This window comes from Flavobacterium xueshanense (assembly GCF_900112975.1).
GTDB classification, from domain to species: domain Bacteria; phylum Bacteroidota; class Bacteroidia; order Flavobacteriales; family Flavobacteriaceae; genus Flavobacterium; species Flavobacterium xueshanense.
Window position 1 is genome coordinate 167,262 of sequence record NZ_FONQ01000004.1, and the last position, 21,968, is coordinate 189,229.

Sequence of the window (21,968 nt, forward strand, 5' to 3'; positions counted from 1 at the left end):
AGTTGCGTCAAAATAAAAGCGCTGGCATTGAACTAGGACAAGAAATGAAAAATAACAAGAATTTAAAGTTTAGCGATTTTTGTCCTTACTTTACTTAAAAATTCGGCTGAAATACCTAGATAAGAAGCAATATAATGCTGGGCAACGCGCTGTGAAAGTGTGGGATAATGTTCGAGAAACTCTAAATATTTCTCGGTAGCAGTTTTAGAAATAGTATTAAATAAACGGTCTTGTGTAACAGCCAAGCTCCGTTGCACCAGGATTCGGAAAGCGCGTTCAAACTTTGGTGCTTTACTGAATAATTCCTCTTTAGTTTCCGGACTAAACATAAAAAATTTGCAATCTTCTAATGTTTCGATATATACCCGACTTGGTTTATCTTCGTAATTACTAAAAGAAATATCGCTAATCCAAGCATTTTCAATCGCGAATTGTAGTATAACTTCAAAACCATTGGCATCAATATAATATTTCCGCACACAACCTTTGATAACAAAAGCTTCAAAACTGCACATCTCGTCAATCTGAAGCATTATCGTTTTTTTTGGAACGGCTTTGTATTGCAATAATGAATCGAAAATTTCTAATTCATCTGCGTCAAAAGTGACATAGCGGCTAATATTTTTATTAATTTGGGAATACAATGTTTTAAAATTTAGAAAATAAAGATAGAAAAAATGTTAAATAACAACCACTAAATATATATATTAAATTAGCAATATTTCTTAAAAAAAGAAAAACTGCTCCCGATAAAATTCCTATTTTTGTTCAGATAAAAACATAACAAAAAAATTATGCTCATTATAGGAATTGCAGGCGGTACTGGAAGCGGAAAAACAACCGTTGTACATCAGATTATGAACGAATTACCGCAAACTGAAGTAGGTATTATTTCTCAAGACTCTTATTATAAAGAAAACCACGGACTTTCATTTGATGAAAGAGCATTGATTAATTTTGACCATCCGCGTGCCATTGATTTCGAGTTATTAGTGGCTCATCTCAAGGAATTAAAAGAAGGAAATAACATTCACCAACCTGTTTATTCATTTGTAACACATAACAGAACGGACGATACCGTTTTTACACATCCTCGAAAAGTTATGATTGTAGAGGGGATTTTAATCTTAGCAAATCCAGAATTAAGAGAGCTATTTGATGTAAAAATATACGTTCACGCCGATTCTGACGAGCGATTAATCCGACGGATGAAACGTGATATTACGGAACGTGGCCGAGACATGAATGAAGTAATCAACAGGTACCAAACCACTTTGAAACCAATGCACGAACAGTTCATCGAACCAACCAAAGCATTTGCTGACATCATTATACCAAACGACAAATACAACACCGTAGCCATTGATGTGGTTCGCGCAGTAATAAATCAAAAAATTCTGTAATTTAGTTATAATTTTAGTGGAATAATTATTAGGAGCTATTTCCCGCTTTCCGTTGCAATCTTTTAGTAGATGAATCTTCCTTCGTCATCATCACCTACTAAAAGGATTTCCACTGTAATCGGGGCTAAAAAAAATAAAATGACAAATCCGTATAAAGACAAATCTTGGTTTAAATTCTTGAGTAACAAATACGTTTGGGTCTTATTGTTTTTTTGCGTTTGGATGATTTTTTTGGATAATTATTCCTACTTCGGTCATCGTATTTTGGATCAACAAATCGAAGATTTAGAGGATAATGCCACCTATTACAAAGAAGAAATAAAAAAAGATCAGCAGAACATCAAGCAATTAAAAAATTCAGAACAAATAGAAAAATACGCCCGCGAAAAATACTATATGAAAAAAGATAGTGAAGATATTTATATCATTGAATTCGAAGGTGACACGATTGAAAAAAAATAAATAATTAAAATATTAATTATTCAAAACCACAATTTAATCAACCAAAAAATGACAACAAATCTTTTCGATGATTTCAATCCCATTTCCTCCAAACAATGGAAACAAAAAATTCAGTTTGAACTCAATGGAGCGGATTATAATGAAACCTTAGTTTGGAATTCTCCCGAAGACATTCAGGTAAAACCTTTTTATCACAAAGATGAATTTACTAAAGCTTTTCCTGTTTCCACTAAAGCGACTGAATTTAAAATTTGTCAAAATATATTTGTCTATGATATTCAAAAATCAATAGAAAGAGCGCTGGACACATTGAATCGTGGTGCAGAAAGCCTTAGGTTTACAATAGAAAACGAATCAATTGATATTACCAATTTTTTGGAGCAATTACCATTAGAAAAAGTTCCCGTTTATTTTAATCTTGGATTTATTTCAATCGATTTCGTTAAAAAAATAGATGCTTTTGCAAAGAAAAATAATACCACCATTTTCTGCAATCTGGACCCAATTGGACAATTAGCCAAAGACGGAAACTGGTTTACAACCAAAGAAAAAAGTAATTTTGACACGCTGAATATACTTTCGGCATCAACAACATCTGTATCTTTAATCAGTATTAATTCCGCTTTATATCAAAATGCTGGAGCCAACATGGTGCAGCAAATTGCCTATAGTTTAGGACAAGCCAATGAATATTTCAATAAAATTGAAGCTATTAATAAACCCATTGTTTTTGAAGTTGCCGTTGGGACAAATTACTTTTTTGAAATTGCAAAACTGCGTGCGTTACGATTACTTTTTAAGCTGATTGCGGAGGAATACGATCACAAACTTGATTGCAATATCATTGTTTCACCTACTAAACGAAACAAAACATTATACGATTATAATGTAAACATGTTGCGAACCACAACCGAATGTATGAGTGCAATTATTGGCGGAGCGAATGCTATTGCTAATTTACCATACGATGCATTGTACCACAAAGACAATGAATTTGGCGATCGAATCGCCAGAAATCAATTGTTGATTCTTAAAAAAGAAAGTTATTTTGACAAAGTTAATAACCCAGCTGATGGCTGTTATTACATAGAAAATCTTACCAATCAATTAGCTGAAAAATCATTAGCTTTATTCAAAGATATTGAGGCTAATGGCGGTTTCTTGAAACAACTTAACGATGGAATTATAAAAAGGAAAATTCAGGAAAGTGCAGATACGGCTCAGCAATTATTTGATTCTGGGAACGAAATTTTATTAGGAGCAAACAAACATCCCAACAAACAGGATAAAATGAAACATGATTTAGAACTGTTCCCTTTTGTAAAAGTTAAACCAAGAAAAACATTGATCACTCCAATAATAGAAAAACGTTTGGCAGAAAGAATAGAGCAAGAGCGATTGGATCTTGAATAGTAAGCCCGACTCTGTTATTTAATTTAATACCATTGGAAAAGAGTATATTTACTTTACTAAAAAAACAAAATAATGGAAGCCATAAGACAAATCGTTAAGGTAAAAAATCACAAAATAAGCATCACACTTCCGGATAATTTTAACGCTGATGAAGTTGAAGTGATTATTCTTCCAAAGTCGAATAATGTAGAAATCCCTCAATGGCAAATGGACCAAGTTAGAGAAAGAACTGAGAAATATGTTAAGAATCCTTCTTCAGCTCAAGATATTGATGATTTTCTAAAAGATATTGATGGTGAGTTATAAGACTGTAATTGTAGAGGAAGCTAAACTTGATTTCAAAACAGCTTTAGATTGGTACAAAAGCATTCAACCTAAATTGGGCGATAAGTTCTCCAATTCTTTCAAGGAAAGTTTAAAAATAATTAAATTAAATCCGCTACTTTTTCAAATAAGATATGACAAGACCAGAGTGGCTTTAATTGAAAATTTCCCATACTTAATTCATTTCAACTGCTACGATAACATAATTGTCATTAAAGCTATTTTTCATACTTCAAGAAATACTGAAATATGGATTGAAAGTAATTAAAATTTCAAAAACTATAATCTTTGTACTAAACAAATGAAAAGAAAAGATTTACAACATATACAATTAGAAAGTACAACGCTGAACGTGAAGAATGAAAATTCTTCGACTGATGCATTTCTTACCGCAGAGGGAATCGAACTAAAACAAACGTATTCGGAACAAGATATTGAGAATCTTACTCATCTTGATTTTGGAGCTGGATTTGCCCCAAATTTACGCGGACCTTATGCAACAATGTATGTTCGCCGACCTTGGACAGTGAGACAATACGCCGGATTTTCGACCGCCGAAGAAAGCAATGCTTTTTACAGACGAAATCTGGCTGCGGGTCAAAAAGGACTTTCCATAGCTTTTGATTTACCTACGCACCGTGGTTATGATTCGGATCATGAACGTGTAGTAGGTGACGTAGGAAAAGCAGGAGTTGCGATTGATTCCGTGGAAGACATGAAAGTTTTATTCGACCAAATTCCGTTAGACGAAATGTCCGTTTCCATGACTATGAATGGCGCTGTTTTACCTATTATGGCTTTCTACATTGTTGCCGCCGAAGAACAAGGCGTAAAACCCGAATTACTTTCCGGAACAATACAAAATGACATTTTGAAAGAATTTATGGTGCGTAACACGTATATTTATCCGCCAACTCCTTCGATGAAAATCATTGCTGATATTTTTGAATTTACCAGCAAAAAAATGCCGAAATTCAACTCGATTTCTATTTCGGGATATCACATGCAGGAAGCGGGAGCCACTGCTGATATTGAATTGGCTTACACTTTAGCCGATGGTTTAGAATACATTCGAACTGGATTAGCTACCGGAATGAAAATTGATGAATTCGCTCCACGCCTGTCTTTTTTCTGGGCAATTGGAATGAATCATTTTATGGAAATTGCCAAAATGCGCGCCGGAAGAATGATATGGGCAAAACTGGTGAAACAATTTGAACCAAAAGACGATAAATCATTAGCCTTGCGAACCCATTGTCAAACTTCGGGTTGGAGTCTAACAGAGCAAGATCCATTTAACAATGTGGCCCGAACCTGTATTGAAGCCGCTGCAGCCACTTTTGGAGGCACACAATCTTTACACACTAATGCTTTGGATGAAGCTATTGCTTTACCAACGGATTTCTCTGCAAGAATTGCCAGGAACACACAACTTTATTTACAAGAAGAAACTAAAATTACCAAAACCGTCGATCCTTGGGCCGGCAGTTATTATGTCGAAAGCCTGACAAATGAAATTGCCGAAAATGCCTGGAAACTTATTGAAGAAGTCGAAGAACTAGGTGGAATGACCAAAGCCATTGAATCTGGAATTCCAAAACTTAGAATAGAGGAAGCGGCAGCCAGAAAACAAGCCAGAATAGACAGCGGTCAGGATATTATCGTAGGCGTAAATCAGTATCGATTAGAAAAAGAAGATCCTTTACAAATTTTGGATGTGGATAACCAAATGGTCCGCAAGCAACAATTGGAACAATTAGACCGAATCAAAGCAACCAGAGATACTGAAAAAGTGCAGGATTCGCTGAAAAAATTAATCCTTTGTGCGCAAACCGGTGAAGGGAATTTACTGGAAATAGCCGTTGAAGCTGCTAGAAACCGAACTACATTAGGAGAAATCAGTGATGCGCTTGAAACGGTTTTTGGAAGATACAAAGCACAAATTAAATCCTTTAGCGGTGTGTATAGTAAAGAAATAAAAGACGACAAAAGTTTTGAAAAAGCAAAGCAATTAGCAGATGAATTCGCTAAAAAAGAAGGACGTCGCCCTCGAATCATGATCGCAAAAATGGGACAAGACGGACACGATCGTGGTGCCAAAGTGGTCGCTACCGGTTATGCTGACGTCGGTTTTGATGTTGATATTGGTCCACTTTTTCAAACGCCAGCCGAAGCGGCTAAACAAGCTGTAGAAAATGATGTTCATATCTTGGGAGTTTCCTCATTGGCGGCAGGACACAAAACACTGGTACCACAAGTGATTGAAGAACTAAAAAATTACGGTCGGGAAGATATCATGGTGGTCGTAGGCGGAGTAATCCCTGCACAAGATTATCAGTTTTTATTTGATGCCGGTGCAGTTGCTGTTTTTGGACCCGGCACAAAAATTAGCGAGGCGGCTATTAAAATATTAGAAATTTTGATGGGAAGTTTCGAGTAAAAGCTGCTCATGAAAATTTTATTACTTACAAAGCATCAATCGAAAAGTTGGTGCTTTTTTTTATGCTAATTTACTCAAAACAAGGCATTTAACTCCTATTAAAACAAAATGAAATTAGATACTTTTATTAACATTTTATATGGAATTCATTAACAGTCAGGCCTTTAAAAAATAGGTAAATTTACACAAGCTGACGATAATTAACCTATTAAAATACTGATATACAGATTATCAAAATATTTAAAAAAAGTAGAAGTAAAAAACCAGCCTTAGCATTCATTAGTGTTTTACAAGTGCAATAACTCAATAATTAATTTAAAACTAAATATTATGAAATCACTTATTATCATATTCATTTTAACCATTACTATCGCAGCGAATGGTCAAGTAACCGAAAAAGGAAAAATCAAAATTGAAGAACTGCCCGGAGTTGTAATTAAAAGAGTTGGAACTGATTTTTCTGTCTATATTCCTGATAATAATCCTGATCAAAGTGTAAAAATGGTGGAAGATCAATTTATTGCTTTTGATCTAGGAAAAGGTGCTGAAGGTTTTGAAGAATACCTTGTAGTAATGGAAGCAAAAAACGGCTCTTTGACCGCTACCTATAATGAAAACGGAAAATTGGTTCGTGTAGTAGAAAATTTTAAAAACGTGCGACTTCCAAGTGAAGTTATCTACTCCATTTATAGAACATATCCTGGTTGGTCTATTGTAAATGATAGTTTTCTTTACACTCAGGAAGATGGAGATATAATCAACAAACAATATAACATTAAAATTAAAAAAGATAAGGAAGTCGTTAAATTAGTAGTTCGCCCAAATGGGGAAATCCTAAAAGCAAAATAATCTAATTAAAATCACAAGAAAATAGGCTGTCAAAATTTTGACAGCCTATTTTTTATGGTATTAAAAAGTGATTATCTCTTTTTTACTTTTGCATTGATATCGGCAATGATGAACGAAGTGTCATAACCCCCAAACATTTTTATATAACTTCGTATTGAGCTTCCGTAAGCATCTCTGAAATTGCGTTTGCCTTTGTGTTTAAAATATTTTTTTACAGATCCTGCACCTCCTAAATGTGCAGCAGCTAAAATACCAGATTCCGTTATTTGGATACCATTTAATATAGTACCCTCATATTTTTCAATTTCTGTTTTCAACTCCCATTTATTTTTTGCTAAAAGCGCTAAAAAAGCTTTTTCTTGAAGTTCAGGACTATTTAAAAAAGCGGAGCGATTGTATATACCAACTGATTTTAATGTTTCTATACCAAACTGGTATTTACCCATATAACCCAGAGAATTTATTTTTTTATATTTATTTTCAGACTCTCTATAGCCGATTGCTTCTTTAAAGCCAATAAAGAAATTTCCGGTATAAGGGATGTTTAAATTGGTGTATTCTTCTTGTTCTTCTGATGGATATAAGTAGTGTGTTCCATCTTCTTCATTGATGAGAAACCATGAGTTGGTTTCCAAATTAAAAGGTCTAAAACCTGAGCTCAAAAAAACTGTAATTACAGTCAGACTTGTATAAAAATACCATTTCTTAATCATAAATTGTTTTTCTTCAAAACGCTGTCCCGTTATGAAATTTCTACGTGCAAAGATACAATAAAAATAATTATACTGAAAATCAAGTAGTTAAACTTTTCTAAAAATAGATGAAGTGGTATTTTATATCGTTAAAACGCACGAACTCAATTGCCGGTGCCGGGATTTTAACCGTGTTAAGAACAGAAAAAACGGTCTTTAAAAAATGAGAATTGGTCTTTATTTTTGTTAAATCAACATCCAAACTAAGGTAAAATTGTCTGAATCTTTTTGGATTTGTAGTCGAAAAGGCAACTTCGTTATCTCTGTTTCCGTTCAGCATTCCTTCCGCTCCATATCCAAAAGCTAAATTCAGCCATTTTGGTATTTTAGAACCTTTAGCAAAAGAATGTAAATTGACTGAAAGCCAATAGGTTTGTCCATTGTAATCTTTTAAAATTTGCTCCGTGAAGGAACTACCTAGTACTTCTGGTCTAAAATTGGCATATTTTGTAGTATGAAAAGAGAATTTCGGCACAATACGTTGTTCGTTCCAGATTAATTCCTGAGAAACATATAATGCTGTACCAGAAGCATTAGCAATTATATCGCCGGAAGAAGCACCCCATTCAGAAGAATATCCGTCTAAAACCTCAACGGCGGTCAGAAATGCAAAGCCTAAACCCGCTCCATATAATAACTGATTTTTTTTATTTGCGCCGCTCCAGTGCAACATTTCAGCGCCAAATCGGCCAAGCTGATAAGACGAAAATACATGACCGACTTTATCCATTTGAAGCCACTCTGTGTTATCATTTATAAAATGAAAATCAGATTTGGAATAATTGGCGTACCAAAGTTGGTTTAAACCTACCAAAGTTCCCGTGGCCAAAACAGCTTCCGAAATGATAACGGTATTTTGCCTTTTCTTATTTAAAGAATCGGATGGTTTAAAGAAACTTTCCTTACGGTTTTGTGAAAAACCAATTTGAAATCCGATAAACAATAAAAATATGAGGAGTACTTTAAATTTCAAAACTATCTTTTCACACCTTGACTGTTGATCCAATCTGAATATTTTTTGGCGTTTTTATTGTGTTCTGGTAAAGTAGCGGCAAACTCATGGTATCCGAAACGCTTTACACTCGCACAGAAATAAATGAAGTTATTTTTTTCAGGATCCAAAACAGCTTCTAACGCTGTGATGTCAGGCATAGCAATAGGTCCAGGAGGCAGACCAACATTCATATATGTATTATAAGGATGCGACATTGTCAGATCATTGTAAAAAACTCTTTTAATTACCTGATCAAAATCATTCGATTTCTTTTTCATCGCAAATATTACGGTTGGATCAGCCTGCAATGGCATTAGCGCTCTTAAACGATTCAAATAAACACCTGCAATCCTCGGTCTTTCGTCTTTTTTTACAGATTCTTTGTGAACGATCGAAGCCAAAATAGTCGCTTCGATTGGAGTTAATCCTTGTCTTTGTGCTTTGGCAACTCTTTCCTTGTTCCAAAAATTACGGTATTCCTTAATCATTTTATCGCGAAACTTTTCAGCCGTTGTATTCCAATAAATCTCATACGTATTCGGAATAAACATTACTAAAATATTCTCTTCATTGAACCCGTTTTCTTTCAAGAAAACAGAATCTTTGAACGAATTCAATAATGATAAACTGTCGGCTTCTATTTGAGAACCTACACGTCCCGCTAAATTTTCTACACGTTCCTGATTATTGAAAGCCAATTTTACAGGCGAATTAAGTCTCAAGGTTTTTACCAATTCATAACTGTTCATTCCTTTTGTGAATAGAAAACGCCCCGGAATCACATTGTCAGAATAGCCTCTTTTGTTGGCCACCATTTCAAAACGCTCCATATTATCCACATAAGGAGCAATTATCTTTTTGACATCCTCGTATTTTGAATCAGTGGGGACATAGACAAACACTTCTTTATCTTCAAATTTTGTATTGGCGGCAAAAATCTGACGTAAAATAATCAGTCCGTAAATCATTAATATTGATATTAAAACAACAGACGTAATCGTAATGATTTTTTTGATATTCATATATGGTATTGTTTTTTTCCCGGAATCATGATACGACCATTCTTCCTATTTACTTGATTTTTAAATGATATTGGTTCAAAATTAAAAAATTTAAAATTTAAAATTTAGTATTGATTAATTGAAAAATTGCTTCGTCTTTATAAATTCCGTTTACAAAGGTCCAGTCTTTCTTTACGCCTATCATTTCGAATCCAAATTTAGTAAAAAGTGCTTTACTAGCTTCATTTTCGATACCAATATTTGCATATAACTGGTGTAAATTAAGATTACAAAAAGCATATTCGATTAATAATCCAAGAGCTTCGGAACCAATATTCTGTTTTCTGTATTCATTGTCTTGGATAACGATACCAACTCCTGCCCTGTTATTTTTTGGATCAAAATCAAATAAATCAATTAAACCCAAGGCCGGAAAATCCTTATCCTGACAAATAGCCAATCGCAATTGCTTGGCTTCATAAATATCCTGATGTGCATTTTCTAAATATTGTTTGACCAGAAACCGGCTGTAAGGCGTATGCGTATTACTAACTTCCCAAATGCTCTGGTCGTTTTCTATGGCATATACAAACTCCAGATCATTGGGTTCTAATGCACGAATATAGATGTTGTCGCCTTTTAATGTTTTCATTTAGGTATTTGGTTCTTGGTTTTGGGTTTTAGTTAAATCTTAATCGTTCCTTTAAATACAAATTCCGCTGGCCCTTTCAAGAAGACATTAGTAAACTGTTCTTCTTTTTTATCAAAAGAAACGACTAATTTTCCGCCTACAACATTCAAATCAATTGCTGAACCATTCGTTTTTCCTAAAACATTCATTGCAATTGCAACTGCCGTCGCTCCTGTTCCGCATGAAAGTGTTTCATCTTCTACGCCTCTTTCATAAGTTCGTAACGAAAAAGTGGTGTCGTCAATTTGTTTAACAAAATTGATGTTGCTTCCTGCTTTCCCGTATAAATCTCCGTATCGAATGGCTGCTCCATTTTCCTTAATATTATAATTTTCTAAATCGTCTACTAATTGCACATGATGCGGCGAACCCGTATTTAGAAAAACATAATCTGAACTTACTTTTACCTCATCAACATCAATCATTTGTAACGAAACCAATCCGTCATCCGCAATTGTTGCATGGTGTAAACCATCTGTGGCAATAAAAGTAGTGCTGTTTTGAATTACGTTCAGCTTTTTGGCGAAAGCCACTAAACATCGCCCACCGTTACCACACATGGAACTTTGGTTTCCATCAGAGTTGTAATAGACCATTTTGAAATCAGTCGTCATTGCGAGATTTGGAGCAATCGTATCATTTTCCAATAAAATAAGACCATCGCCGCCTATTCCAAAACGTCTGTCACATAAATTTGCAATGAGTTGTGTATTTTCTTTTGGGAAAAATTCCGAACGGTTATCAACCATTACAAAATCATTTCCTGTTCCTTGGTATTTATAAAATTCTAGTTGCATTTTAATTTGTATTGATTCCAACAAAAGTACGAACTATTAATGAAATGTTAATCACTGTTAAAGAGCGTTAAACTGTATTTTAAGAAAGCAATTTAGTTTTATTTTTACGAATAAATATCTTTAAAAACGATTTTAATATGAAAAAATTTTCAACTTTATTTTTAGTTTCATTGTTAAGCGGATCGATGACTCTTGGAGCTTACAAATTATTATTTGATACCAATGGATATTTTTCTAATGACAAAATTTCAGCAGTTACCATGGCATCGAATTCTTATGGCAAGAAAGTAGGATTATCCGCAGATGTCATTGATTTTACTGAGGCTGCGGAAAAAACCATCCATACGGTTGTTCACGTAAAAAACGTTTCAAGAAGAACAATAACGAATCCCATGTTAGAATATTTCTATGGTTACAAAGGCGGACAATCGCAAGAACAGGTTGGAACGGGTTCGGGAGTAATTATTTCGGAAGACGGGTATATCGTAACCAACAATCACGTGATCAAAGGCGCCTCTGAAATTGAAATCACCTTAAACAACAAAAAATCATATCAGGCAAAACTCATTGGAACGGATTCAAAAATGGATATTGCCTTATTGAAAATTGACGCGGAGGAGAAATTACCCTATACTGTTTTTGCCAATTCTGATTCGGTGAAAGTCGGCGAATGGGTTTTGGCAGTCGGAAATCCGTATAATTTAACTTCCACGGTAACCGCCGGAATTGTTTCGGCGAAAGCCAGAGATTTAGATACCAGTGGAATCCAATCTTTCATACAAACAGATGCTGCGGTGAATCCCGGAAACAGTGGTGGCGCCTTAGTGAACACGCGTGGTGAACTGATAGGAATCAACACTATGATTTCCTCCATGACCGGTTCTTACGTAGGTTATTCCTTTGCGGTTCCTTCTAACATCGCCCGAAAAATCATTGAGGATCTTATGGAATTCGGGAATGTACAACGTGGAATTCTGGGGGTTGAAGGTGGCGAATTAAACGGAACTGCTTCTAAAGAATTAGGGATTTCTCAAACACAAGGATTCTACATTAGTAAAGTAACAAAAAATTCCGGCGCTGAAAAATCCGGACTCAATAAAGGCGACATCATTATTAAATTAGACGAGCTGAATGTTGCTACTTTTGCTGATCTTTCGGGGTACATCAACACAAAAAGACCCAATGATAAAGTGCAGGTGACGTACATCAGAGAAGGAAAAACGAAAATCATTCCTGTAATTCTGAGCAAAAATGAATTTTTCAGTACGGAATTCAAAGGCATTGAATTAGAAAACATTGAGGCAGCTGACAAAAAGAAATTCAAAATTGATTATGGCGTGCGAATTAAATCCATTAACAGCCAAAATTTGAAACAATACGAAGACGAGTTAATAGGAAATATTATTTTGAGCATTGACAATATCAAAACTACTGATGTGGAAACGGTGTCTAAACTTTTAAGTAAAAAAGAGGAAAGCCAAACCGTACGCATTGAAATGATTAATAAAAACGGTGAAATACTGCGTGTAATTCTCTAACGCATTACTTTTTTCAAAAACTAAAGCCATCTTAAAAAACAAGATGGCTTTTTTATTTTATAAATAAATCACAAAATAGCTTACGAAATCGATTGAAATGGGTAATTTTGCGCCAAATTTTAAAAAATACATTAACTTATTTTCATTAAATTTTCAACATGGACACCACAACTTTATACGAAAAAGAAGTTTCTTTTCAAGCCGACAGGCGACGTGCGGGAGTAAAACTGATTAAAATCATCAGCGATTTATGGTACGACAAATCCATTGAGATGGTCTTATTTCGCAACCAATTAATTGACCGAAATGTCAGTGACATCATCAACCTGCATGAATATGCCGGAGAATTTGTGGGCAAACCCATTTCTATCTTTGATTCTGTTAAAATTGCAAAAGCTATTTTAGAGTTGAATTTACCACCTGCAAAACTTGACATTGGAAAACTTACGTATGAATACCGTTTAGAAGATGAAAAATATCCTGACGCAAAGTATTTTGTAATTGACAAATTAAAAAACGCCAAAAACTCAGAGGAAATTCATCCAAAAGATGTTGTACTGTATGGTTTTGGGAGAATTGGTCGATTGCTTGCCAGAGAGTTAATGTCGAAAACTGGAAAAGGAAGTCAATTGCGATTACGAGCAATTGTAACACGTGATAAAAATGATGCTACCACATTAGAAAAAAGAGCTTCCTTATTGCGATACGATTCTATTCATGGTGATTTTCAAGGATCTGTAACTGCTGATCCTGAAAATAATGCTTTGATCATCAACGGAACCACCGTTCATGTCATTACTGCAAATGCGCCTGAGGAAATTGATTATACGTATTATGGAATTGATAATGCATTGGTTATTGACAACACGGGTGCTTTCACCACACATGAAGCTTTGAGCAGACATTTAGTATCTAAAGGTACTGATAAAGTATTGCTTACCGCTCCAGGAAAAGGAGTTCCAAATATTGTTCATGGTGTAAATCAAAACGAATATAATCCGGATGAAATCAACATTTTTTCGGCGGCATCGTGTACTACCAATGCAATCACGCCAATCCTGAAAGTTGTTGAAGATACTTTGGGCGTTGTCAAAGGACATTTAGAAACCATTCATGCATATACAAACGACCAGAATCTTGTGGATAATATGCACAAAAAATACCGTCGTGGAAGAGCCGCAGCATTGAATATGGTGATTACCGAAACGGGCGCCGGAAGTGCTGTTGCAAAAGCATTACCCTCATTGGAAGGAAAATTAACCTCAAATGCGATTCGGGTGCCGGTTCCTAATGGTTCATTGGTAGTTTTGAATCTGGAAGTTTCAAGAACAACTTCGGTTGAAGAAATCAATGCCATTATGAAGAAATATGCATTGGAAGGCGATTTGGTTGAGCAAATCAAATATTCTTTGAATAACGAATTGGTTTCTTCGGATATAGTGGGAACATCAGCTCCTGCCATCTACGACAGTAATGCCACAATCGTTTCAAAAGACGGAAAAAACATTGTGTTATACATTTGGTATGATAACGAATACGGATACAGCCACCAAGTAATCCGATTAGCAAAATATATTGCCAAAGTAAGACGTTTTACGTATTATTAGCCTGCCGTTTACAGGTTGGGGATTGCAGTTGTAATTTTTTTAGTTTTTAGTTTTAGTCATTAGTTTTAAATTTAAAGCAATAGTAACCCAACCTGAATTTAATAGAAAATCCGTCGCGTTATCAAAACGAGACGGATTTTTTTTGTTTAAGCTTTTTTGTTATTGTACTGAATTAGCATGCAGATGACCCCGATTAAGCAGATTTTTACTGATTCCTAAAATTCACGAAAGCAATACCAATTATGAATATAAATATTTAGATGTTTTTTTAAACATATAAGAAATATAAGTTCATTTAAGTTGGACTAATTTAAATTCATAAATAGCATAGTCCATCCGCAAATTCTTAATTCATAATTCATACCTCATAATTCATACCTCATAATTCATAACTTAAAAAAAACTACTCCTTAGCTTTTGTCAAATAATACACCGGTATCCCAATCAACATTATCAAAACACCCCAACCACTGGTACTGGTTTTAGTATACAATAAAGCAATACAAATCGCCGTAGCAATAATTAGGTAAAGGCCTGGTAAAAATGGATATCCAAAAGCTTTATACGGTCTTTCGGCATTTGGCATTTTCTTGCGAAGAATAAATATCCCTAGGATAGTAAGGATGTAAAATATCAAAACGATGATGACCACAAAATCCAATAAATCACCGTATTTTCCCGTGAGACACAACGCCGATGCCCAGACACACTGAGCCCAGATAGACCAAGCCGGAACACTGGCTTTATTCAGTTCTGCTGCTTTCTTGAAGAAAACACCGTCTTGTGCCATTGTATAATACACTCTGGCACCCGCCATAATTAGTCCGTTGTTACAGGCAAAAGTCGAAATCATAATCATCACAGCAATAATTAATGTTCCCACCGAACCAAAAATACTTTGCGAAGCCACAACAGCCACGCGATCTGATTCTGCCGTTGCAATTTCGTACAAAGGCACCACCGCCAAGTACATGAAATTAGCCAAAATATAAATCACACTCACAATTAAGGTTCCCAAAAACAAACTCAGTCCCACATTTCGTTTTGGATTTTTTATTTCCCCGGCGATAAAAGTGACTCCTTCCCAAGCCACACTGGAGAACATCGAACCTACTAATGCTGCCGAAATTCCAGATATTAATGCCGTTCCACTGATAGGCAACCATGAACCCGTTTCTACATTCAGTGTTTGTGACGTCCAGGCATTGGTCCAGTTCGCATCCCACACTTCTGCTTTGGCAGCCATAAAACCAAAAATAATCAAACCTGCCAACGATAGAATTTTGATAACCGTCAGAACCGTTTGCAAAATCTTCGAGTTTTTCACCCCGCGACTGTTGATGTAACTCAGCAAAATAATGGTGAAAATAGAAACAATCTGAGCCGCATTGAGTTTGAAATCCCCTATTTCATATAAAATATTCTTATCACTTAAAGGTGCGTACAAATAGGCGGCAAATTTGGCAAAAGCCACGCCCACGGCAGCAATGGTACCGGTTTGTATCACTGCAAAAAAGCTCCAACCGTACAAGAAACCCACCAGTTTCCCGTAGGCTTCCTTGATGTACACATATTGACCACCCGCTTTAGGAAACATCGCGCTCAACTCGCCATAACTCACGGCGGCAATCACCGTAATGGAGCCAGTAAGCACCCACATAGCAATTAACCAACCGGCAGAACCTAATTGCCGAACCATATCCGAGCTTACAATAAATATCCCGGAACCTATCATAGAGCCCACCACAAGCATGGTTCCGTCGAGCAATCCTAATTCTCTTTTAAAATCGTCTGGTTTTTGGTCTTCCATATTCTTTGTTTTGGGGTTTTGGTTTTAGTTGGCTAAAGATATACTTTTTTTGGAAATTTCATAAAAGGAATGGGAAAAGTGACAGTAAAGTGAAAAGCGAATTGTGAGTGGTGAGTTGTGAAGAGTGAAATTATTCTTTTGGGCGTGACCCTGCAGTAGCTTCGTCGTTCCTCCTCGCCACTTTGGGTCGGGCGGTGCGCTGTATCTTTATTTTCTTAAAGAAAAAAAATAAAGGATGCCGCTTCCCGCCCTAACGCAAACCGCAATAACTATAACGTTTATTCTTTTCAAGAAAAATTGTAAGAAAAATTTAATATATTTGAGAAATATAAAAACGAAATAAAGTTTCGTCAAGCCACCCTAAATTGATAAGCTTTGCGAAAATTTGTTTCGCCTGTATACTAGTTAGCTGTAATCTTAAAAAAAAGTAACAATATGAATATCAATAAACTTATACTATTTCTACTAATTCCTATTTCTTGTTTTTCTCAAATTAATTCTGAAAAATATATTATAGATGACGATGGAATTATCGTAGAAAAATTTGAAGAATCAAATCAAAACGACAATAAATACAATGTAGATAATAAAATTTATACTGTTGGAAAAAGTTTCGTTTTTTCCTATTATTATCAAAATGTAGATGGAAAAAAATTTTTAATTGCAAAAGGAAAAGAAATCAAAAAAGAAAATTATAGTATTTTTGATTGGAAATTTATAGAAGTTGAAAAACAAAACGAGGAAACAGTAAAAAATGTAATTTTAAAACCAATTTTAGGAAATCCATTTAAAGATAACGATCCTGATTTTAACCAGACAGGAATTTCATATGAATATCCAATGAATAACAACAGGTCGTTAACGATGGAAGTTACAGGTGCGATCGAAAACGAAATGAATGCTTGGATACATCCACCTCGTGGTAAATTTTTCCAAATATTAGAAATAAATCCATTTCCATATATAAAAACTCCTTATGAAATAGGGAATAAATGGAATTGGAAATTAGAAATTGGAGATCATTGGTCAGATAAAAGATGGCTTGAATGGAAAGGCGGAATAGAAAATAATTATGAATATGAAATCATTGACAAGAAAAATATTTTAACTAAACTAGGTAATTTAGACTGCTATATTGTTAAAGCAAATGCCAAAAGTAGAATTGGGGAAACTGAATTAGTTTCTTATTATAATCCAACTTTTGGATTTGTAAAACTTGAATACAAAAATATAGATGGTTCAAAAACTATACTCGAACTTGAAAAAGTAGAATAAAAAAGATTACAGCTAACAGCTAGGGTTTCGTTGCGTGCGCAGCACGAACAATGAAACCCGGGTTGAACGGAACCGATTGTACGTCCGTTAACACTATGGAGTTATCGTAAAGATTTTAGAGGTATTTTTAAGAGGATTTTGTCCCTCTTTTTTTGTGGAGTGGTTTCAGCTTGGTTTTTTTCGTGTTTTCCTTCACTTTTGAGCATACTTGCCCTTACCCGATCGCTCGGATATCTAATTTTTCGGGCAACGATAGCGCGGATTTGCAATCCGTGCCCACAAAGAGAATAAAACAATGTGAAAATTAGAAATGTAACTAATATATTGGGTGTTCCAGAGATGAGCTAAATAAATTAAATTGTCACATAAAATTTAAAAAAACGATGTCTACTAGATACAAAGCCACAACTACAGAAGAAGCTTTTTTTATTACGATATCGACTGTAGGTTGGGTCGATGTATTTACTAGACCAAATCAAAAATTTATCATAACCTATTCTTTAAAACATTGCCAAGTAAATAAAGGTTTAGAAATTTATGCGTACTGTTTAATGAGTAGTCATTTACATTTATTTTGTAAAGCAACAAATGATTTCATTTTATCTGACGTAATTCGGGATTTTAAAAAGTTTACTTCCAAAAAAATAATACAAACAATAAAAGAGGAACCGGAAAGTAGAAGAGATTGGCTGTTGGATTATTTTAAAAAATCATGTGAACATTTAAAAAAAGAACAACACTATAAAGTATGGCAAGATGGTTATCATGCAGAACATATTTAAAGCAATTCGTTTATCAAAGAAAAAGTAGAATACATTCATAATAACCCCGTTAAGGACAAGATAGTTTCTTTGCCAGAAGATTATTATTTTAGTTCAGCAAGAAACTATGCCAGTTTAGAGAGTGAATTAGAAGTGGTTTTATTAGAATTATTTTGATATTATTTACGGGCACGGATTGCAAATCCGTGCTTTCGTGCAGGACAAAAGCATTAAAAAAAATAAAACAAAAATGAAATACGCGGAATTTAACATCGACTCAAATAAAATAGAATTCTTAAACTCTGTTTTTGGAATTGAAAGTGTTTTATTGAATGGAAAAAGAATTTCTAAAAAGTTTTCTTTTTCTGGAATTACCCATGAAATAAAATTACACGCCAGAAATTTAATACTGGAATCGAAATACAAGCAATTCGACAACAAAGAAATCAAACTTGAATTGAAGGAAAATGGAGTATTGCTCAAGAAACAATTTGTAAAAATAGACAAAAAGCAAAGATTTTTTTGGTTCCTAATTGCAATAGGCTTGGGAATTGCACTCTATAAACTTACGAATTTACTTTTGGAATATTTGTATCAATAAGGTATCTAAAACCTGAACAAAAACGACATGAAGTTTCTTTTTATGAAAAAACAAAACTTAAAATAATACCGCTATTCCATCAGCTGTTTTTGTTTCTTTCCCGAAAATAAAACGTACTTTAGTGTCGCTTTCCTGATAGCACTTTACCTTTAAAACCAAAACAGGAAACGTATCATTTAGCACTAAAAATCATGAATAAATTACAATTAGGATGGACAGGTCTTGGCAACATGGGAAACCCAATGGTTATGAACCTACTCAAAGCGGGTTTTGAAGTATCCGTTTTTAATCGTACCAAAGAGAAAGAAGCGCCATTACTGGCTGCAGGAGCAAAATCTGCCAGCAGTTTACAAGAACTTATAGAAAATTGCGACGTAGTTTTGACGATGTTATCCAATGACGCAGCGGTAAAAGAAGTTTTTGAGGGACCAACAGGTTTATTGTCTAAATCCAATCCTGGCAAAACCATCATCAATATGAGTACGGTTGCTCCAGAAACCTCTCGTTATTTAAACACCATTTGCAACCAACATAACGTACATTTCATAGATGCTCCCGTTTCTGGAAGTGTAAAACCGGCACAAGACGGAACTTTGGTCATTCTTGTCGGCGCTTCAACTGAAGACTACGAATTAGCCAAACCGATATTTGACGTTTTGGGTAAAATTGCGATTCACGTAGGCGAACCTGGCGTGGCAAGTTCAGCTAAATTAGCCATCAATTATTTATTAGGATTGAACCTTCAAGGAATAGCCGAAACGGTTTTATTTGCCGAGAAAAATGGCGTAAGCAAAGAAGACATGCTCAACATCATCAATCAAGGCGCTTGCGGCAACGGCATTACGAATATCAAAACACCTTCCATTCTGAACGATTCTTATCCGGCAGCATTTGCGTTGAAACATCTGGTTAAAGATTTAAGACTGGCCAAAGAAGCCGGACTTAATTCACCGTTGATTCATCCTTTGTACGACAGTTATGCCGCAGCAGAACAAGAAGGATTAGGCGATCAAGACGTTATGGCGATTATTAGCAGTTTAAAAATTAAGTAACTTTTGGGTATTATTCCGGAAATCAAACTCCGCTTTGCTCTCTAAAAACCACAATAACAATGATTTAGTCCCTCGTTATTTATAAAAAAATACCAATATATTTGAAAGGCTATAAAATGAAATAAGTTTCGATAATATGAAAAAAACTTTTCTACTTCTAATTTTAATCTGCTTTAGTTTTAATCACCTAATTGCTCAACAAAGAATTTCAGATACCGAAAAATTAGCTTCAATTGGTAAAATTTATGGTTTTTTAAAATATTATCATCCAGAAGTTGGAAAGGGTAAATATGATTGGGATAAAGAATTTATAAAATATCTGCCTCAAGCACTTGAAGCTAGCGACAAGGAATCTTTATCAAAAATTTATAGCAATTGGATTAATGTTTTGGGCAATATTGAAAAATGTAAAAATTGTGTTTCTGATCAACTTCTTTTTGATAAAAATTTCAACCTTTTTTGGACACAAGATTCAGAGATTTTCAATGCTGAACTGAAAGCAAAATTAAAATATATTGAAGAAAACAGATTTCAAGGAGAAAATTTCTATGTCACAACAGAACCTGTTGGAACTATTAAAGTTACAAATGAACCTGTTTATCAAAATTTTTCATATCCAAGTGAAGAATACAGATTGTTAGGCTTATTCAAATATTGGAATATCATTGAATATTTCTATCCTTACAAATATCTTACTGACCAAAAATGGGATTCTGTATTAACAGAAATGATTCCAAAATTTAGAAGTGCATCCAATAAAGAAGAATATCAGTCTCTCGTTAAAGAACTCATTGCAAAATTAGACGACACACACGCTTGGATAAGTTTTGATAACGAAAAGTCCAAGTATCTTCCTGTCAAAATTTCAAACATTGACAATAAAGCGGTAGTTTCTGGTTTCTACAATGATTCTATTGCAAAAATCAACAATATAAAATTAGGCGATATAATATTGAAAATTGATGATTTAGAGATTCAAAAAGAAACAGAAAAAAAATCAAAATATATTGCAGGCTCAAATGCAAATATTAAAATTCGACAGACTTACAACGAAATTCTTCTTGGAAAGAATAGTGCTTTAACATTAACTATCGACAGGAATAATCAAATCGAAAAAATTAAAGTTAATCGCTATAATTTCGACGACTTTGAATATTGGGACAACCCAACGGCAATTAAAACAAAGTCAATAAACGAAAAAATTGGTTATGTAAACATGGCAAGTATTAAAGGTGCTGATGTTTCTAATATATTTAAATCCTTTAAAAATAAAAAAACGATAATAATTGATTTGAGGAATTACCCCGCTTCTATTTACAAATTGCTTTCAAAATATTTAAATTCTGAAAAAAGAGATTTCAGTAAAGTTTACAGTCCTAATATGGATTATCCGGGAAAGTTCCGTTATAAAGAGAATTTACAAACGGGTATAAAAAATAAAAATAATTTTAAAGGAAAAGTTATCCTTTTAGTAAATGATGAATCAATAAGTAAAGGAGAATTTACTGCTATGGCAATCCAAACGGCTGATAATGTAATTACCATTGGAAATCAAACAGCAGGTGCAGATGGAAACATAGTTGTTTTTGAGTACATTGGAGGGTACAAAACAGCAATTTCAGGTCTTGGAATTATGTATCCTGATAAAACCGAAACACAAAGAAAAGGAGTTAAAATTGATATAGAAATTAAACCAACAATTGAGGGTTTAAAACAAGGTCGAGATGAAATTTTAGAAAAGGCAATTGAATTAGGCTCTGAATAAAATAATGATACTTGCAATATCTAATCACAAACACAACAAAAGCTAAATCCGTAAAGATTTAGCTTTTCTTTTTTATTTGTCCCGTCCTGAAATAGGTTGTCACTCAAACAACTTAATTTATGGAATCACAATCCCCGCAAAGACAAAAACGTAGTCAACGAGATTACAGCCTAGCTTTTAAATTACAAGTAGTTGCCGAAGTAGAAAAAGGCGAGTTAACCTATAAACAAGCTCAAAAAAAGTATGGAATTCAAGGTAGAAGCACTGTTTTGGTTTGGATGCGAAAACATAGTATCTTAGATTGGAAAGAATTACCATCTATGTCACAAAAGAATACTCCAGAACAACGAATAAAAGAGCTAGAATCACTACTTTCTAAGGAAAAAGAAAAAGTACATGTCTTAAATGTTGCTATAGACATTGCCGACGAGTT

Annotated in this window: 21 protein-coding genes and 1 pseudogene; 15 read left to right on the forward strand and 7 right to left on the reverse strand. The window is 34.3% G+C overall.

Features of this window, described 5'->3' with window-relative positions; genetic code table 11:
• Window positions 1–62 precede the first annotated feature (62 nt).
• Window positions 63–644: a Crp/Fnr family transcriptional regulator gene (locus tag BMZ76_RS06390; RefSeq protein ID WP_091204061.1), complete on the reverse strand. Its 582-nt coding sequence runs from the start codon at window positions 642–644 to the stop codon at window positions 63–65.
• A gap of 150 nt (window positions 645–794) precedes the next feature.
• Between BMZ76_RS06390 and udk the strand changes: the two genes are divergently transcribed.
• The 7 genes from udk to BMZ76_RS06425 all read left to right on the forward strand — a co-directional run bounded on the left by udk (window position 795) and on the right by BMZ76_RS06425 (window position 6,891).
• The gene (gene udk / locus BMZ76_RS06395) at window positions 795–1,403 is read left to right on the forward strand and encodes a uridine kinase (RefSeq protein WP_091204063.1); all 609 of its coding nucleotides are present in this window, start codon (window positions 795–797) and stop codon (window positions 1,401–1,403) included.
• Between the two features lie 138 nt (window positions 1,404–1,541).
• Window positions 1,542–1,865: an FtsB family cell division protein gene (locus BMZ76_RS06400; RefSeq protein WP_091204140.1), complete on the forward strand. Its 324-nt coding sequence runs from the start codon at window positions 1,542–1,544 to the stop codon at window positions 1,863–1,865.
• A 48-nt stretch (window positions 1,866–1,913) separates the two neighbouring features.
• Window positions 1,914–3,278, forward strand: coding sequence for a methylmalonyl-CoA mutase subunit beta (locus BMZ76_RS06405; protein WP_091204065.1), 1,365 nt, complete (start codon window positions 1,914–1,916; stop codon window positions 3,276–3,278).
• A 72-nt stretch (window positions 3,279–3,350) separates the two neighbouring features.
• Complete coding sequence (locus BMZ76_RS06410; RefSeq protein ID WP_091204066.1) at window positions 3,351–3,584, forward strand: hypothetical protein; 234 nt, start codon at window positions 3,351–3,353, stop codon at window positions 3,582–3,584.
• Window positions 3,571–3,870: a hypothetical protein gene (locus BMZ76_RS06415; protein WP_091204068.1), complete on the forward strand. Its 300-nt coding sequence runs from the start codon at window positions 3,571–3,573 to the stop codon at window positions 3,868–3,870. The genes BMZ76_RS06410 and BMZ76_RS06415 overlap by 14 nt, the downstream gene beginning before the upstream one ends.
• A 33-nt stretch (window positions 3,871–3,903) precedes the next feature.
• Window positions 3,904–6,042: a methylmalonyl-CoA mutase gene (gene scpA, locus BMZ76_RS06420; protein WP_091204072.1), complete on the forward strand. Its 2,139-nt coding sequence runs from the start codon at window positions 3,904–3,906 to the stop codon at window positions 6,040–6,042.
• A gap of 330 nt (window positions 6,043–6,372) precedes the next feature.
• Window positions 6,373–6,891: a hypothetical protein gene (locus tag BMZ76_RS06425; RefSeq protein ID WP_091204073.1), complete on the forward strand. Its 519-nt coding sequence runs from the start codon at window positions 6,373–6,375 to the stop codon at window positions 6,889–6,891.
• Between the two features lie 71 nt (window positions 6,892–6,962).
• On the opposite strand, the gene BMZ76_RS06430 is transcribed toward BMZ76_RS06425, so the two are convergent.
• From BMZ76_RS06430 to dapF, 5 genes are all read right to left on the reverse strand, one after another.
• Entirely contained in the window at window positions 6,963–7,604 is a 642-nt protein-coding gene (locus BMZ76_RS06430; protein ID WP_091204074.1) for a peptidoglycan-binding protein LysM, read from the reverse strand.
• A gap of 97 nt (window positions 7,605–7,701) precedes the next feature.
• Window positions 7,702–8,616 carry a DUF2279 domain-containing protein gene (locus BMZ76_RS06435; RefSeq protein WP_091204076.1) on the reverse strand — a complete coding sequence of 305 codons (915 nt, stop codon included), beginning with the start codon at window positions 8,614–8,616 and terminating at the stop codon, window positions 7,702–7,704.
• A 2-nt stretch (window positions 8,617–8,618) separates the two neighbouring features.
• Window positions 8,619–9,659, reverse strand: a complete 1,041-nt coding sequence (gene mltG, locus BMZ76_RS06440) for an endolytic transglycosylase MltG (protein WP_091204079.1) — start codon at window positions 9,657–9,659, stop codon at window positions 8,619–8,621.
• 97 nt (window positions 9,660–9,756) lie between these two features.
• A complete protein-coding gene (locus tag BMZ76_RS06445) occupies window positions 9,757–10,290 on the reverse strand; it encodes a GNAT family N-acetyltransferase (protein ID WP_091204081.1) in 534 nt (177 codons plus the stop codon).
• Between the two features lie 32 nt (window positions 10,291–10,322).
• Window positions 10,323–11,126 carry a diaminopimelate epimerase gene (gene dapF / locus BMZ76_RS06450; RefSeq protein ID WP_091204084.1) on the reverse strand — a complete coding sequence of 268 codons (804 nt, stop codon included), beginning with the start codon at window positions 11,124–11,126 and terminating at the stop codon, window positions 10,323–10,325.
• 137 nt (window positions 11,127–11,263) lie between these two features.
• Here dapF and BMZ76_RS06455 point away from each other — a divergent pair, with 137 nt between their 5' ends.
• A complete protein-coding gene (locus BMZ76_RS06455) occupies window positions 11,264–12,664 on the forward strand; it encodes a trypsin-like peptidase domain-containing protein (RefSeq protein WP_091204086.1) in 1,401 nt (466 codons plus the stop codon).
• Between the two features lie 158 nt (window positions 12,665–12,822).
• Window positions 12,823–14,271 (forward strand): glyceraldehyde-3-phosphate dehydrogenase, encoded by a 1,449-nt coding sequence (locus BMZ76_RS06460; protein WP_091204088.1) that lies wholly within the window; start codon window positions 12,823–12,825, stop codon window positions 14,269–14,271.
• 403 nt (window positions 14,272–14,674) lie between these two features.
• Here BMZ76_RS06460 and BMZ76_RS06465 read toward each other — a convergent pair whose 3' ends face one another.
• Window positions 14,675–16,081 carry an APC family permease gene (locus tag BMZ76_RS06465; protein ID WP_091204090.1) on the reverse strand — a complete coding sequence of 469 codons (1,407 nt, stop codon included), beginning with the start codon at window positions 16,079–16,081 and terminating at the stop codon, window positions 14,675–14,677.
• A gap of 435 nt (window positions 16,082–16,516) precedes the next feature.
• Here BMZ76_RS06465 and BMZ76_RS06470 point away from each other — a divergent pair, with 435 nt between their 5' ends.
• The 6 genes and pseudogenes from BMZ76_RS06470 to BMZ76_RS16100 form a co-directional block, all read left to right on the forward strand.
• Window positions 16,517–17,356 carry a hypothetical protein gene (locus tag BMZ76_RS06470; RefSeq protein WP_091204093.1) on the forward strand — a complete coding sequence of 280 codons (840 nt, stop codon included), beginning with the start codon at window positions 16,517–16,519 and terminating at the stop codon, window positions 17,354–17,356.
• A gap of 383 nt (window positions 17,357–17,739) precedes the next feature.
• Window positions 17,740–18,294 (forward strand): annotated as a pseudogene (locus tag BMZ76_RS06475) (REP-associated tyrosine transposase).
• A gap of 73 nt (window positions 18,295–18,367) precedes the next feature.
• Window positions 18,368–18,718, forward strand: coding sequence for a hypothetical protein (locus tag BMZ76_RS06480; RefSeq protein ID WP_091204142.1), 351 nt, complete (start codon window positions 18,368–18,370; stop codon window positions 18,716–18,718).
• Window positions 18,719–18,909: 191 nt separating this feature from the next.
• A complete protein-coding gene (locus tag BMZ76_RS06485) occupies window positions 18,910–19,770 on the forward strand; it encodes an NAD(P)-dependent oxidoreductase (RefSeq protein WP_091204094.1) in 861 nt (286 codons plus the stop codon).
• A 136-nt stretch (window positions 19,771–19,906) separates the two neighbouring features.
• Window positions 19,907–21,535, forward strand: coding sequence for a S41 family peptidase (locus BMZ76_RS06490; RefSeq protein ID WP_091204096.1), 1,629 nt, complete (start codon window positions 19,907–19,909; stop codon window positions 21,533–21,535).
• Window positions 21,536–21,654: 119 nt separating this feature from the next.
• The coding region (locus tag BMZ76_RS16100) for a helix-turn-helix domain-containing protein (protein WP_244281761.1) at window positions 21,655–21,968 on the forward strand (314 nt) is incomplete at its 3' end.